Below are 14,658 nucleotides of genomic sequence, written 5' to 3'. Positions count from 1 at the left end.
ACGCAGTGAGCGACCGTGGGGGCGATAATTGCTTTATGGCCATCCCCCAATCGTTCATCCAGGAGCTGCTCGCGCGCGCCGACGTGGTGGACATAGTGGGCCGCTACGTGCAGCTCAAAAAGGGCGGCGCCAACTTCATGGGCCTGTGTCCCTTTCACGGCGAAAAGTCCCCTTCCTTCAGTGTCAGCCCTTCCAAGCAGTTCTATCACTGCTTCGGCTGCGGCAAAAACGGCAACGCCATCAGCTTTCTGATGGACCACGGCGGCATGACCTTTGTCGAAGCCGTCAAGGACCTTGCCCAGCAATACGGCCTGCAGGTGCCTGAAGACGATGTCTCGCCGCAAGACCGGGCCCGGGCCGCCCAGATGCGAGAGCAGCAGGCCACGCTTACCAGCGTGCTGGAAAAGGCCGGCGTCGCCTACATCAAGGCCCTGCGCAACTCCGAGCGCGCCATCGACTACTTCAAGGGCCGCGGTGTCTCGGGCGAAGTCGCCAGGACCTTCGGCTTGGGCTACGCACCTGAAGGCTGGCGCAGCCTGGCCAGTGTCTTTCCCGATTACAACGACCCGCTGCTGGTCGAAAGCGGCTTGGTCATCACAGGCGAGCCCGGCGAGGAAAACCAGGCAGGCGAAGCCAAGCGCTATGACCGCTTTCGCGACCGGGTCATGTTCCCCATCCGCAACGTCAAGGGTGAATGTATAGGCTTCGGCGGCCGCGTGCTCAGCGACGAAAAGCCCAAATACCTCAATTCGCCGGAAACCCCTGTGTTCAGCAAGGGCCGGGAGCTTTATGGCCTGTTCGAGGCCCGCACCGCCCTGCGCGAACACGGCTATGCCCTCGTCACAGAAGGCTATATGGACGTGGTGGCCCTGGCCCAGCTGGGGTTTGCCAATGCGGTGGCAACCCTGGGCACCGCCTGCACGGCTGATCACGTGCAAAAGCTGTTCCGCTTCACCGACTCAGTCGTCTTCAGCTTTGACGGCGACAGCGCCGGCCGCCGCGCCGCCCGCAAAGCGCTGGACGCCGCCCTGCCCTTTGCCACCGACGTGCGCACCGTCAAGTTCCTGTTCCTGCCGGCCGAGCACGACCCCGACAGCTACATCCGCGAGCACGGCCAGGAAGGCTTCGCGGCCTATGTCAGCAAGGCCGTGCCGCTCAGCCGCTTTCTGCTGGAAGCCGCCGCCGAGGGCTGTGACCTTGACACCGCCGAGGGCCGCGCCCATATGGCCAGCAATGCCCGCCCGCTGTGGAACCTGATGCCTGATGGCGCATTGAAACGCCAGCTGTTGGCCGAAATTGCCGACAGGGTACTGATTGACAGCCGCGAACTGACGCAGCTTTGGCAACCTGCGACCTCCAAGGGTAGCTATAAAAATAATAGCAGCTTGCGCACGTCCAATAAGGGTCAGAAGCCGGAATCATCCTCAACATCAGGCGCTTCCCAGGACATGTCTGGCCCTGCGGACTATCTGCCGGATTTTCGCGAGGAGCCCGATTACACCTCGTCCGAGCCCTCTGGCGGCTATTTCCCGGCATCGTCAACGACGGGACGCAGCTTCGGCGCCCGGGCTCCACGCCGCGTGGCTGGCCGTATCTTGCCGGCCAGCCGTGAAGACCGTGTGCTCAGGTTGCTGCTGACCGAGGCCCAGACCTGGGACCGGCTCACCACTGAAGAGCATCATTTGCTGGTCGAGTTGCCTGAGCCCCACGGCCCGCTTTTCATCTGGCTGGAGAGCCAGTTGCATGAGCATGGGCCCCAGCCGTGGGCCGCCTTGCGTGAAGGGCTGCGCGGCCACCCCCACGAAAGACATGCCACAGCGCAAATCGCACAGATTCCTGAAGGCATCGAAAGTGACTGGGATGAGGTTCGGAGCATCCTGGACCAGCTCCTGCGCCTGCACCGCCAGCGCGAGATGAGCGAGTTGGCCGCCCGGGCCGCCACCGACCCGGCCGCCCGGCAGCGCTATCTGGAGCTGGCCGCCAGCCTCAAAACCGCCGCCACCGACCCGGCCCGCTGAGCGGGCCCGGCCTCCGGGAAAATCCCTGTTTCTGGGTCATATAAATCGCCCAAAAAACAGGCAACAGGGTATAATCCGATTTTCGACGGCAAGCGCGACAGCAGCACCTCCGGCCCGGCCACCCTGAAACTTCGGGGAACTCACAGATGAGACGGCCACTTCCCCCAGGGAATTTCCGCAAGGACTGCACACCAAATGTTCGCCCAAACAGCTTGCCCGGGAAAATAAACCGCCATGTGCCTTTGGCACTGCCCGGCCTGTTTTTCCGCCTTCTCGTTTTGACTCTGAATCTTTGTCACCGTGCCTGTGCTTTGTGCAGGCGCCAAGGCGCATTTTTGTTTACTGGTAGCTGATCGATATTTAAAACAATTCCCGACAACTGGAGGTCCCATGCCTACTGCCAAGCCGAAGAAGCCGAGCACGTCCAAGAAGCCACAAAGTGCGCAGTCCAAAGCTGCCGCAAAGCCCAAAGCCAAAGCAGCACCCAAAGCTGCGGCCCGGCCCGCAGGCAAGCCTCCAGTCAAAGCAGCAACTAAAGCTGCTGCAAAGCCTGTCGCCAAAAGCGGCAAGGTTGAAAAGCCGGGAAAACACGCCATATCTGTTAAACCCAGCAAACCCAATGCTCTGGTGAGCAAAGCCCCCCTGAAAACCGCGATTTCCGATTTGCCCCTGAAGAAAGCCCCCGCCGTGCCGACCAAGTCCAGTCCTGAAGCCAAGCCCCTCGCCGTCTCCGCCGACGTGCCCGTGAAGAAGAAACCCGGCCGCCCGCCCAAGAATCCGGCGGCCGAAGGCAGCGCGCCTGCCGCCACCACCGGCGCCAAGCGCGGCCGCAAGCCGAAGAGTGCGGCCGGCCCGGTCAAGACAGGGGAAGACCTCGACATGTCCGACATTGAAGACGATCTCGTCGGGGAACCCATCGCGGAAACGACCGAGAAGGTCAAACCGCTGCGCATGAAAATCAGCAAGGCGAAGGAACGCGCCCTGATGAAGGAATTCGGCCTGGATGAAACCGTCCTCTCCGAAGAAGACATGCTCAAGCGCCGCCTGCGCCTGAAAACCCTGATCAAGCTGGGTAAAACGCGCGGCTACCTCACGCATGGCGAAATCTCCGACCACCTTCCCGACAAGCTGGTCGATGCTGAAACGCTGGAAGTCGTGGTCAACATGCTCAACGACATGGGCGTGGCCGTGTACGAGCAGGCGCCCGACGCCGAGACCCTGCTGCTGAACAACACCGGCCCTACGGTCGCCACTGAAGAAGAAGCCGAAGAAGAAGCCGAAGCCGCGCTGTCCACCGTCGACAGCGAATTCGGCCGCACCACCGACCCCGTGCGCATGTACATGCGTGAAATGGGCACGGTTGAGCTCTTGACGCGCGAAGGCGAAATCGAAATCGCCAAGCGCATCGAGGGCGGCCTCATGAAGATGATGGAAGCCATCTCGGAAAGCCCCGCCACCATCGCAGAAATCATGCGTCTGGGCGAAGAAATCCGCGAAGGCAAGATCGTCATCTCCACCGTGGTCGACGGCTTTTCCAACCCCAACGAGGCCGACGACTATGTGGCCGAAGAAGACTTCGACGAATTCGACGAAGAAGATGATGACGACGGCAAGGGCGGTTCCAAGGCCCTGACCAAAAAGCTCGAAGAGCTCAAGAAGGAAGCGCTCAGCCGCTTCGACAAGATCGCCACCCTGTTCGAGAAGGTTCACAAGACCTACGACAAGGAAGGCTACGGCACGCCTACTTATGTGAAGTCGCAAAAAGCCCTGAGCGACGAGCTGATGACCGTGCGCTTTACCGCCAAGACCATTGAAAAGTTGTGCGACATGCTGCGCGGCCAGGTGCTGGACGTGCGCAAGAAAGAGCGCGAGCTGCGCCGCATCATCGTCGAGAAATGCGGCATGCCGCAGGAAGTCTTCATCAAGGACTTCCCGCCCAACCTGCTCAACCTGAAATGGGTTGAAAAGCAGGTTGCCTCCGGCAAGCCGTGGTCGGTGGTGATGGCGCGTAACGTGCCGCCCATCCAGGAACTGCAAACCAAGCTAGCTGAGTTGCAGGCCCGCGTGGTGGTGCCGCTGGCCCAGCTCAAGGACATCAACAAGCGCATGAACGAAGGCGAGTCCAACTCGCGCGACGCCAAGAAAGAAATGATCGAGGCCAACTTGCGTTTGGTGATTTCGATCGCGAAGAAGTACACCAACCGCGGCCTGCAGTTCCTCGACTTGATCCAGGAAGGCAACATCGGCCTGATGAAAGCCGTCGACAAGTTCGAATACCGCCGCGGCTACAAGTTCTCGACCTACGCCACCTGGTGGATTCGCCAGGCCATCACGCGCTCCATAGCCGACCAGGCCCGCACCATCCGCATCCCGGTTCACATGATCGAGACCATCAACAAGATGAACCGTCTGTCGCGCCAGCACTTGCAGGAATTCGGCTTTGAGCCTGACGCCAGCATCCTGGCCGCCAAGATGGAGATTCCTGAAGACAAGATCCGCAAGATCATGAAGATCGCCAAAGAGCCGATCTCGATGGAAACACCGATCGGTGACGATGATGATTCGCACCTGGGCGACTTCATCGAAGACAGCGCCAACACCGCACCGCTGGAAGCCGCGATGCAGGCCGGCCTGCGCGATGTGGTCAAAGACATTCTCGACAGCCTGACACCGCGCGAAGCCAAGGTGCTGCGCATGCGCTTCGGTATCGAAATGTCGACCGACCACACGCTCGAAGAAGTCGGCAAGCAGTTCGACGTGACGCGCGAACGCATCCGCCAGATCGAAGCCAAGGCGCTGCGCAAGCTCAAGCACCCTTCGCGTTCGGACAAGCTGCGCAGCTTTATCGATACGCTGTAAGCTGCTTTTTCCTCAAAGCCTCTTGAGAGCCCGGCCCCGGAAGGTGCCGGGCTTTTTTATGCCCGTTTGAAATTCAAGGTGCCGTCAGCCCTACCTTGCGCACGAACGCATCGAGCGGCACCGACCACATATTGCCACCGTAGGTCAGCAGCGAATGCCCATCATGCCCTGGCACCGGGCCCGTCTGGACGAACTGCGTGTCGCTGCCGCCTGCCCTGAAGGCCTCGTGCCATCCGCGGGGCGCCTCGGCTCCCCAGAACTGGTCGTTCTCGGCGTAGAGCCACAGGTTGGGCACCTTGACCAGCTTGCCGAGTTCACCATAGGTTTTACCCATGTTCTCGGGCTTGCAACTCCTGGCCGGGGAGTCTTCCGGATTACCGCCGGAGCCGCCCGCGAAATTGACGGCGCCGACGACGCCCGGCAGATTGAGCGCCGCGACCGACACCGTCGTCATGCCGCCCACCGACTGCCCTTCGAGCAGCACCCTGTCCTTGCGCACCCAGGGCTGCTGCAGCGCCCATTGGTGCAACGCGACTACTGTCTGGCCCGCGTGGCTGGCCACACGCATGAAGTCGGCATCGCCGGTGCAAACCTTGCCGCTCCACCGGATGCCGGAGTCCTCCCTGTCGGAGCCCCCGGTATCCCCGTATCCCGGCCGTACCGGGGCAACCACGGCAACACCCTTGCGAAGCCAGTAGTTGGCGTGCCCGACCAGCACCGGATACTCAAGCTTGGCCCTGTCAACGCGCGACGGCGCTCGCCCGTGGGAAAAGATCACCAGCGGAAACGGACCTTCGCCCGCGGGCTTGTAGAGATGGGTGACAACCTCATACTGTTTACCGTCGATCAGCAGAGGCAGTTTGACGATCTGCGGCGGCACGCGCTCGGGCTGCTGCGCCCATGCGGGCATGCCGGTCGTCTGCGCCGCCCACACCATCCCAAACATCCACGCCAGTTTCCACCATCGCATGCTCAGCTCCTTGCTTGTTGCCGGAGCATTTTGACATGCGGAACGCACTCGCCTAAGAAGTGCCGAAGCGGTAGAGCGTGCGGCCCTGGCGGCGCTGTCCCGGCTCATGTACGGCGGAAGGAAATGCCGGCACATTGGGTGCGTTGGGGTACCCTTGCGGCTCAAAGCACAGGCTTTGCTGCTGCGCGTATTGCCTGCCGCCCTTGCCCGGCCCGCCGGCCAGCGGCTCGCCTGCCACAAGACCGGTGTAGAACTGCATGGTGGGCTCGGTCGACCAGACTTCCATCACCCGCCCGCTAATGGGTGCACTCACGCGCGCGCATAGCGCCAGATCTTCATCACTGGCGGCAGAGCGGTCAATCTCAAAACAGTCGTCATACCCGGCGACGAGGCCAATACCAGCCTCGGCTTGCAAGCCGCGCACCCGCTTGCTCAGCACGACCGGCTTGCGCAAATCAAACGGCGTTCCTTCCACCGGCAGCAACCTGCCTGTCGCGATGAGGTCAGGCGCCATCTCGAAATAGCGGCTGGCGCAAATCGTGACCTCATGCTCCAGCGCGTTACGACTTCCCGCGCCTTCGAGATTGAAAAAAGCATGCGTGGTGAGATTGGCCACCGTGGGTGTATCCAGCGCGAGCGCCTCGTAGTCGAGCACCAGCTCGTTTGCCTCGGTCACGCTGTAGGTCAGGCGCAGTGCCATCGCGCCCGGAAAGCCCTCTTCCCCGTCGGCAAACACATAACGCATTTCAACGCTGGAATCGCTGCACTGCACCGTATCGAATACCCGAAAACGCGAGCCTTTCACGCCGCCGTGCAAGCAGTGCAGGCCGTTGTTGGCGGCCAGCACATGCTCCTTGCCACCCAGCGTGAAGCGCGCATGGCCAATACGGCCTGCATAGCGCCCGATGAAGGCCCCCACCGAGGGCGCTCCGCCGATCACGCCGTCGATGCTGTCGTAGCCCAGCACCACGTCGTCAAAGCGGCCATCCCGGCCCGGCACCAGTACTTGCTCGATCTTTGCGCCGTAGTTTGTCACGCACACAGTCATGCCTTGACCGTTGCGCAACGTGAACAACGCGGTGGGCTTGCCACCGAGCTCTCGTACAAATCGTGTGGGGTCAAGCAGCATGGCAATGCACGGTGTCTGGGACGCTCACTTCGAAATAATCGTCAGCAACTCTTCGCGTGTGGTCGGGTCCGCCATGTATTTTCCATACAAAGGCCCCATGCGCCTGACCATGGGCGATGCATCCCTGACCTTGACGAACTGCGAACCCTGCTTGGTCGTGGTCTCCAGGGCCGCGGCCACCCGTTTGTTCCACAGCTCGCGCATCAGGATGGCGGACTTGACGCCGGCCTCGGTGAACGCGGCTTTGTCTTCTTTGCTGAGTTTTTCCCACAGCTTGGTCGAGACGACCAGGGCCTCGGGCGAGATCACATGGTTGGTGACGTAAACGTTTTTGGCCACCTTGAAGTGTCCGGTGGACTCATACGAAGGCAAGTTGTTCTCGGCGCAATCCACCTTGCCCTGCTCCAGGGCGGCCAATACGTCCTTGAAGGGCAAGGCCACCGGCTTGGCGTCCATCAGCTTCACCATCTCGATGTAAATTTCGGACTGCTGGACACGAATATTCATGCTGGCCAGGTCCCTGATATTGTTGACGGGCTTGACGCAGTAAAAAGAACGGCCACCGCCGTCATACCAGCCCAGCACAACGAAGCCGGCGGCCTTCAGGTTGGCGGCAAAACGCTCACCCAGCTTGCCGTCCAGATGGCGAAACATGTGCGCGGAATCAGTGAACAGGAAGGGCAGGTTCAGCACCTTGATGCCCGGCACGGCGTCCGACAGCGGACCGGAACTGAACTCAGCCACGTCAATCTCGCCGCTCTTGAGCATCTGCACGGCCTTGGGCTGGTCGCCAAGGGTGCCGCTGTTGAAGAGCTCGATGTTATAGCGGCCACTGGTGCTCTTGGCCACCTGCTCCACGAAACTCTTCATGGCCTCCGATACCGGATAGCCATCGGGATGAATGTTCCATGCCCGCAGCTTGGTCTGAGCCACAGTGGCGCTCGCGCATAGGGCAAAAGAGAGGCACAAAAGCCCCTTGAATGAAGTCCGCATGTTTTTGTCTCCTGGCGTGGCTAATAACGGCCAGCCTCTGATGGGCCGACTCGTTTCTTTTCAAAATTGAATCCCTTGCTCGATATTCCCACGGATGCGCGCTCACAACCCAAAGATATCAGGCAATATCACCACTAAGTCACGCAACGATTTTTCAGTCCAGTTTGATGTTTGCTTCTGCAACAACTTTGGCCCATCGGCTGCGCTCCTGGTTGAAAAAAACATCCTGCTGTGCCGGTGTCATGGTCACGACCTCGGCGCCCTGCCCCGCCAGCTTGGCGCGGATGTCCGGGCTGCGGATGATCTTGATGAGCTCGGTGTTGAGGCGATTGATGACGGCTGCCGGCGTACCGTTGGCCACCAGCAAGCCCTGCCAGGTGCCCGACTCGAAGTTGGCAAGACCCTGCTCCGCCAGCGTCGGCACATTGCCAATCAGCGGCATGCGCGTGCTCTTGGAAACACCCAGGATCTTCAGCTTCCCGCTTTGCACATGCGGCAAGGTGGCCAGCATGCCGTTCATCAACACCTGGGTCTGGCCGGCGATCGTATCGCTGACGGCCTGCGAACCGCCCTTGTAGGGGATGTACTGCCACTTCGCCTTGCTCGCCCGCTCGACCGCGACACCAGCCAGGTGCGGCGCGCTGCCCATGGCCGTTACCGCAAAGTTCAGGTCGGTCTTGTGCGAGAGCGCTACGAGCTCCTTGAGATTGCTGGCGGGCACCGAGGGATGAACCACCAGCAGGTGCGGCGAATAGGCCAGCATCGTGACGCCACGCAAGTCCTTGGTCGGGTCGAAACCCAGCTTGGGATAGACCGAAGGGCTGATGGCCAGAGCGCCGGTGTCGCACAGCAGCAGCGTGTAGCCGTCGGGTGCTGACTTGGCCACGATGTCGGCGCCCAGGTTACCGTTGGCGCCGGCCTTGTTGTCCACGATGACCGACTGCTTGAGCGCCTCGGACAGAGGCTGCGCAATGGCGCGCGCGATGATGTCTGAAGAACCGCCGGGTGGGTACGGCACCACCAGGCGTATGGGTTTGGACGGCCATGAAGCCTGCGCGCTCGCAGCGCCAGTCCCCAAAGCCAGTGAAGCAGCCATAAGCTCTCGTCGATTGATCGGCATGTTCGTCTCCGGATGTATGAAAAAGCGGTGTCCTCCACCAGCTGCGCCGTGAGCCTCTGTGGGCTCTTCATGCGGATGAGTTACGCGACTTCGTGGTTGCCCAGAAGTTCAAGCGCACGCACCAGAGCGGAATGGTCCAGGTCCTGCATGCCGTTGGCGGCACAGGCCTGCATCAGCTGGGCGGCGCCCGCCGTTTGCGGTAAAGCCAGACCCAGCGTACGTGCACCGCTGAGCGCGAGGTTCAAATCTTTCTGGTGCAAGCCGATACGGAAGCCCGGCGCAAAGGTGCGCTTGATCATGCGTTCGCCATGAACTTCCAGAATGCGCGACGAGGCAAAACCGCCCATCAGCGCCTGGCGCACTTTGGCTGGATCGGCGCCAGCCTTGCTGGCAAACAGCAGGGCTTCGCCCACGGCCGCAATGTTCAGCGCCACGATGATCTGGTTCGCCACCTTGCAGGTCTGGCCGTCGCCGTTGCCGCCCACCAGGGTGATGTTCTTGCCCATCAGCTCGAACAACGGCTTGACGAGGTCAAACGCGGCCTGCGGACCGCCCACCATGATGGTCAGGCTCGCAGCTTTGGCGCCGACTTCACCGCCCGACACCGGGGCGTCCAGGTAGTCGCAACCCAGGGCATTGATCCTTTTGGCGAACTCTTTGGTGTCCATCGGCGAGACGGAGCTCATGTCGACCACTGTCTTGCCTTTGGTCAGCGCCGAGGCCACTCCGCCCTCGCCAAACAGCACGTTCTCCACGTCGGGGGTGTCGGGCAACATCAGGAAAATGATGTCCGCCTGCTTTACTACGTCGGCGATGGAATCGCAGGCCTTGCCCTTGCCCGTCAAGAGAGCCGCAGGCACTTTGCTCCGCGTGTTCATGAAAACCTCGTGTCCCGCCGCAATCAGGTGCGCAGCCATCGGCGCGCCCATGATGCCCAGGCCGATAAAACCAAGCTTGCTCATAAAAATGTTCCTTGTTCGTAAAAAATAGCGGTAGCCCCGGCCGCGCGGTCAGGGATGACAGAAAAATCAGGCGAGGTATTTGTCGCGCAGGGCCTGCGTGGCGCCACGGAACACGCCGAGATCGCTGCCGACGCCGACAAAAGTTGCGCCCATCTCCATGTAGCGGCGTGCGTCGGCTTCCACCGGCGCCAGGATGCCGACCGGCTTGCCGTGCGCCTTGGCGGCGGCAAAAATTTTCACCATGGCGGCCTGCACCTCCGGGTGCCCGGCATTGCCGAGGTGGCCCAGTCCGGCGGCCAGGTCGGACGGGCCGACAAACATGCAGTCGACACCCGGGGTGGCGGCGATCTCGTCAGCAGCCGCCGTGCCGGCGATGCTTTCGATCTGCACCATCACGCAGATGTGGTCGTTGATGGACTTGAGGTAGTCCGGCACCGTGCCGTACTTGTTGCTGCGCTGGGATACCGAGACACCTCGAATGCCCTGGGGCGGATAACGCGTGGCGGCAACGGCGCTGACAGCCTGCTCGGCGCTTTCGACAAAGGGAATCAGGAAGTTGTAGAAGCCGGCGTCGAGCAGGCGCTTGAGCTCAACCGAGTTATTGCTGGTCGGGCGCACCACGGGTGCGCTGACACTGTCCTTCAGCGCCATCAGCTGCGGGATGTAAGTGGCCATGTCGTTGGGCGAATGTTCACCGTCAAGCAGGATCCAGTCGAAGCCGGCCACGCCCAGCACCTCGGTGGTGATGGCGTTGGACAGCGAGGACCAGCAGCCGATCAGTTTTTTGCCGGCCAGCAGGTCGCGCTTGAAGCTGTTGGGAAAGGATTGGTAAGGCGTGGGTTGTGTCATGGTGGTTTGCTGTTGCTCTCTGAAAGGGGTACGGGCTTATTCGGCCTTGATGTTGGCGGCCTTGATGACCTTGGCCCACTTGTCGACCTCGGTTTTCTGATACTCGAGCAACTGCGCGGGCGTCATGCTGGAGGGCTCCATGCCGAACACCTTGAGCTTGGCCTGAACCTCGGGCTGAGCCAGCACCTTCATCACTTCGGCGTGCAGACGGTCGACCACGGCTTGTGGTGTGTTCGCGGGGACAAACAAGGCCTGCCAGGACACCATGTCGAAGCCCTTCTGGCCGCTCTCGGCGATGGTCGGCACATTCGGGTAGCTGGGCACGCGCTGGCCGCCGGTGACGGCAATCGGGCGCAGCTTGCCGCTCTGGATGTGTGGGCCGACGATCAGGCTGGTGTCGAACATCATGTCGAGCTGGCCCCCTATCAGGTCCTGCACCGCGGGCGCCGAGCCCTTGTACGGCGCATGGGTGAACTTGACGCCCGACTGGCTGGCCAACAGCTCCAGCGCCATGTGCGGCGAGGTGCCGATGCCCGGCGAGCCCGAGCTCAGGCCGCCGTTCTTGGCGCGGGCGGCCTTGAGCACGTCGTCCAGGGTGCGCAGCGGGCTGCTGGCCGGCACCACCAGCAGCAGCGGGCTCACGCCCAGCATGGCGACGGGCGCGAAGGATTTCACCGGGTCGTAGCCGATGGGCGTGCTGTAGAGGCTGACGTTGATCGAGTGCGAGCTGATGGTGCCGCCCAGCAGCGTGTAGCCGTCGGCCGGTGCGCGCGACGCGATGGCCGAACCCACGCTGCCACCGGCGCCGCCCTTGTTGTCGATGACGATGGGCGTGCCGAGCGCGGTGGACAGCGGCTGCGCGATCAGGCGGGCCAGCGTGTCGGTGTTGCCGCCGGGCGGGAACGGCACAACATAGGTGATGGTCTTGCCAGTGGGCCAGGCGCCTTGCGCAAATGCAGAGAGGGCCGACAGGCCGCCGGCAGCTGCGGCGATGGCAGTGTGGATCAGGGTACGGCGTTGCATGATGATGTCTCCTTGCGTGTTTTTGAACGAAAAATCAGGTCACGGGTGCGGGGTTGAACAGCACCAGCGCGTTGTGCAGCTTCCAGTGTTCAGCCCAGGTCTTCTTGCGGCCGCTGGCCACTTCGAGCATGAGGTGGAACATCTCCCAGCCCACGTCTTCGATGCTGGCGTCGCCGTCGGCAATGCGGCCGGCGTTGATGTCCATCAGGTCGTGCCAGCGGCGCGCCAGATCGCTGCGGGTGGCGACCTTGATCACCGGGCATTCGGCCAGGCCGTAAGGTGTGCCGCGGCCGGTGGTGAACACATGCAAATTCATGCCGGCGGCGAGCTGCAAGGTGCCGCAGATGAAGTCGCTGGCCGGCGTGGCGGTGTAGGTCAGTCCCTTGCGCTTGAGCTTTTCACCGGGCGCCAACACGCCGCTGATGGGCGAGCTGCCGGACTTGACGATGGAGCCCATGGCTTTTTCGACGATGTTGGACAGGCCGCCCTTCTTGTTGCCGGGCGTGGTGTTGGCGCTGCGGTCGACCAGGCCTTTTTGCAGGTAGGCGTCGTACCAGGCCATCTCGCGAATCATGGCCTGTGCCACTTCCGGCGTGGCCGCGCGCGAGGTGAGCTGGTCGATGCCGTCGCGGACCTCGGTGGTTTCGGAAAACATCACGCTGGCACCGGCGCGCACCAGCAGGTCGGTGCAAAAACCGACCGCCGGGTTGGCGGTGACGCCGGAGAAGGCATCGCTGCCGCCGCACTGCACACCAACCACCAGTTCGCTGGCGGGCACGGTTTCACGGCGGCGCGCATCGAGCTTTTCCAGGTGCAGCACGGCCGCCTGCATGATGGAATCGATCATGGACATGAAGCCGACATGGTTCTCGGACTGCAGGCACACCACATCAAGCGGCGCTTCGGCGCTGATGCCGACGTCGGCCACGCTGCGTTCGTCGACGATCTGGATGGTGCCGGGCGGCATCAGGCGCTCGGGCTGGAGCTTTTCGCAGCCCAGGCTGACCACCATCACCTCGCCGCCGAAGTTGGGGTTCAGGCTGATGTTGCGCAGCGTGCGTATCGGGATGATGGCGTCGGGGGCGTCGATGGCGACACCGCAGCCGTAGGTGTGTTCCAGGCCGACCACGTCGTCGACGTTGGGAAACTTCGGCAGCAACTCGTCCTTGATGCGCTTGACGGCGAAGTCCACCACGCCGGCCACGCACTGCACCGTGGTGGTGATGGCCAGGATGTTGCGGGTGCCGACGGAACCATCCGCATTGCGGTAACCCTCGAAGGTGTAGCCCTCCAGCGGGGCCTGTAACGGTGGCTTGACGGTGGCGATCGGCAGGCCTTCGAGGCCCCGCGCGTCGGGCATGGCGAGCAGGCGCTCGTGCACCCAGCTGCCGGCGGAAATATCTTTCAGTGCGTAGCCAATCGGCACGTTGTAGCGCAGAACTGCCGTGCCCTTGGGCAAGTCAATCAGCGCCACCTTGTGCCCTTGGGGAACCCGCTCGACCAGCGTCAACCCATCGGCAAACACTGCGCCAGCCGGCAGTCCGCCGTCGTTGGAGACGATGGCGACGTTGTCCGCATCGTGCATGCGGATGTACAGCGGTGGACGGGGGGCGAGTGCGTTCATCAGAAGTCCACGATCTCGACCCAGTTCGGGTTCTTGCCGCCAGGCTGGCTCTTGCCCGCGCCCGGCAGGCCGGTGACGGGATCGATGGCATGCAGCGACACGCCGTGCGAGTCCTGGCCGGTAGCGATCAGGAAGCGGCCGGTCGAGTCCACCGCGAAGCCGCGCGGTGTCTTCTCGGTCGGCGTCTGGCCGACCACCGCGATCCGGCCCGTGGCAGGGTCGACCTTGAAGGTGGTCAGCGTGCTCGAAGTACGCTCGGAGCCGTAGAGGAATTTGCCGTCTGGCGAAATCTGCAGATCGGCCGCCCACACCTTGCCGGCAAAGCCCGGCGGCACAACGGTGCTGCGCTGCAGATGGCTCATTGCGCCTCTGCCGGCGTCATAGCTGAACACGTCCACGCCACCATCCAGCTCGTTGAGCAGATAAACGTATTTTTGCGGCTTGTCCCACACGAAGTGACGCGGGCCGGTTTTAGCCGGGGCGACGTTGATGAGCGCGGGGTCGTTGGCCGAAAGCACACCGGTTGCCGGGTCGAACTTCCAGCTCGAGAGGTTGTCCCCGCCCAGGCTGGTGGCGAAAACGTACTTGCCCGAAGCGTCGGCATGGATGGCATGCGCATTGGGCGCGGTTCTCACGATTTGCTGCACCGCACCCACGACGCCGTCGGCGCCCATGCTGTTCACGGTGATCTTGTTGCCGCCGTACGAGGCGGCGAACAGCCACTTGCCGGTCGCGTCGAGGTCGATGTTGGCCATGCTGTCGGCCAGCGTGGATTCGCCCAGCTTCTTCAAGCCACCCGTGGCCCCGTCGATGGCGAAAGTCACGACACGAAACGGCTGCGAGCGCAGCGCCACGTAGAGGAATTTTTTGTCACGGCTCACCACCATGGGCATGGCCGTGCCGCCCACGGGTACGGTGGCCACCGGCTTGAGGGCACCTGCCGCGCGGTCCAGCTGCATCACCGAGATGTCCTGGCTGTCGGCATTGGCAACGTACACCCAGGTGGCCGCGCTGGCGGCACCGGTGGCGGCGATCAGGCCCGCGCCGGCGAGCAGCAGAAACGAAGTGCGCAACGAGGCTGGAATCATGGCAAGTCCTTGTTTCATGGTTG

Annotated in this window: 12 protein-coding genes; 2 read left to right on the top strand and 10 right to left on the bottom strand. The window is 62.5% G+C overall.

Annotation, left to right across the window (positions count from 1 at the left end; all coding sequences use genetic code 11):
• Positions 1-35 precede the first annotated feature (35 nt).
• Positions 36-2,018 (top strand): DNA primase, encoded by a 1,983-nt coding sequence (gene dnaG / locus AC1DVV_RS04155; RefSeq protein ID WP_477667113.1) that lies wholly within the window; start codon positions 36-38, stop codon positions 2,016-2,018.
• Between the two features lie 140 nt (positions 2,019-2,158).
• On the opposite strand, the gene AC1DVV_RS04150 is transcribed toward dnaG, so the two are convergent.
• Positions 2,159-2,653 (bottom strand): hypothetical protein, encoded by a 495-nt coding sequence (locus tag AC1DVV_RS04150; protein ID WP_477667112.1) that lies wholly within the window; start codon positions 2,651-2,653, stop codon positions 2,159-2,161.
• On the opposite strand from AC1DVV_RS04150, the gene rpoD reads away from it, so the two are divergent.
• A complete protein-coding gene (rpoD, locus tag AC1DVV_RS04145; RefSeq protein ID WP_477667111.1) occupies positions 2,646-4,877 on the top strand; it encodes an RNA polymerase sigma factor RpoD in 2,232 nt (743 codons plus the stop codon). The genes AC1DVV_RS04150 and rpoD overlap by 8 nt on opposite strands.
• A gap of 73 nt (positions 4,878-4,950) precedes the next feature.
• Here the strand turns inward: rpoD and AC1DVV_RS04140 are convergent, their stop codons facing one another.
• The 9 genes from AC1DVV_RS04140 to AC1DVV_RS04100 all read right to left on the bottom strand — a co-directional run bounded on the left by AC1DVV_RS04140 (position 4,951) and on the right by AC1DVV_RS04100 (position 14,653).
• Complete coding sequence (locus AC1DVV_RS04140) at positions 4,951-5,847, bottom strand: dienelactone hydrolase family protein (protein WP_457278848.1); 897 nt, start codon at positions 5,845-5,847, stop codon at positions 4,951-4,953.
• A 52-nt stretch (positions 5,848-5,899) separates the two neighbouring features.
• Complete coding sequence (locus AC1DVV_RS04135) at positions 5,900-6,976, bottom strand: aldose epimerase family protein (RefSeq protein WP_477667110.1); 1,077 nt, start codon at positions 6,974-6,976, stop codon at positions 5,900-5,902.
• A 24-nt stretch (positions 6,977-7,000) separates the two neighbouring features.
• Complete coding sequence (locus AC1DVV_RS04130; protein WP_477667109.1) at positions 7,001-7,969, bottom strand: TRAP transporter substrate-binding protein; 969 nt, start codon at positions 7,967-7,969, stop codon at positions 7,001-7,003.
• A gap of 154 nt (positions 7,970-8,123) precedes the next feature.
• Positions 8,124-9,089, bottom strand: coding sequence for a Bug family tripartite tricarboxylate transporter substrate binding protein (locus AC1DVV_RS04125; RefSeq protein WP_457278851.1), 966 nt, complete (start codon positions 9,087-9,089; stop codon positions 8,124-8,126).
• Between the two features lie 80 nt (positions 9,090-9,169).
• Complete coding sequence (gene glxR, locus AC1DVV_RS04120) at positions 9,170-10,051, bottom strand: 2-hydroxy-3-oxopropionate reductase (RefSeq protein WP_457278852.1); 882 nt, start codon at positions 10,049-10,051, stop codon at positions 9,170-9,172.
• A 66-nt stretch (positions 10,052-10,117) separates the two neighbouring features.
• Complete coding sequence (garL, locus tag AC1DVV_RS04115; protein WP_457278853.1) at positions 10,118-10,900, bottom strand: 2-dehydro-3-deoxyglucarate aldolase; 783 nt, start codon at positions 10,898-10,900, stop codon at positions 10,118-10,120.
• Between the two features lie 36 nt (positions 10,901-10,936).
• Positions 10,937-11,923 (bottom strand): Bug family tripartite tricarboxylate transporter substrate binding protein, encoded by a 987-nt coding sequence (locus AC1DVV_RS04110; RefSeq protein WP_477667108.1) that lies wholly within the window; start codon positions 11,921-11,923, stop codon positions 10,937-10,939.
• Between the two features lie 34 nt (positions 11,924-11,957).
• Positions 11,958-13,547 carry a galactarate dehydratase gene (gene garD, locus AC1DVV_RS04105; RefSeq protein WP_477667107.1) on the bottom strand — a complete coding sequence of 530 codons (1,590 nt, stop codon included), beginning with the start codon at positions 13,545-13,547 and terminating at the stop codon, positions 11,958-11,960.
• Complete coding sequence (locus AC1DVV_RS04100; protein WP_477667106.1) at positions 13,547-14,653, bottom strand: lactonase family protein; 1,107 nt, start codon at positions 14,651-14,653, stop codon at positions 13,547-13,549. Before AC1DVV_RS04100 ends, garD begins: the two co-directional genes overlap by 1 nt.
• Positions 14,654-14,658 lie beyond the last annotated feature (5 nt).

The organism is Polaromonas sp. P3_B4 (assembly GCF_056402835.1).
Note: the sequence above shows the minus strand (reverse complement) of the source record. Positions and strands in the feature narration are given on the sequence as shown.

What these genes read in the sequence shown, in the direction of transcription:
- garL (WP_457278853.1), bottom strand. Translation starts at nt 10,900, where the DNA reads ATGACACAACCCACGCCTTACCAATCCTTTCCCAACAGCTTCAAGCGC.
- AC1DVV_RS04140 (WP_457278848.1), bottom strand. Translation starts at nt 5,847, where the DNA reads ATGCGATGGTGGAAACTGGCGTGGATGTTTGGGATGGTGTGGGCGGCG.
- AC1DVV_RS04125 (WP_457278851.1), bottom strand. Translation starts at nt 9,089, where the DNA reads ATGCCGATCAATCGACGAGAGCTTATGGCTGCTTCACTGGCTTTGGGG.
- dnaG (WP_477667113.1), top strand. Translation starts at nt 36, where the DNA reads ATGGCCATCCCCCAATCGTTCATCCAGGAGCTGCTCGCGCGCGCCGAC.
- AC1DVV_RS04100 (WP_477667106.1), bottom strand. Translation starts at nt 14,653, where the DNA reads ATGAAACAAGGACTTGCCATGATTCCAGCCTCGTTGCGCACTTCGTTT.
- AC1DVV_RS04110 (WP_477667108.1), bottom strand. Translation starts at nt 11,923, where the DNA reads ATGCAACGCCGTACCCTGATCCACACTGCCATCGCCGCAGCTGCCGGC.
- AC1DVV_RS04135 (WP_477667110.1), bottom strand. Translation starts at nt 6,976, where the DNA reads ATGCTGCTTGACCCCACACGATTTGTACGAGAGCTCGGTGGCAAGCCC.
- garD (WP_477667107.1), bottom strand. Translation starts at nt 13,547, where the DNA reads ATGAACGCACTCGCCCCCCGTCCACCGCTGTACATCCGCATGCACGAT.
- glxR (WP_457278852.1), bottom strand. Translation starts at nt 10,051, where the DNA reads ATGAGCAAGCTTGGTTTTATCGGCCTGGGCATCATGGGCGCGCCGATG.
- AC1DVV_RS04130 (WP_477667109.1), bottom strand. Translation starts at nt 7,969, where the DNA reads ATGCGGACTTCATTCAAGGGGCTTTTGTGCCTCTCTTTTGCCCTATGC.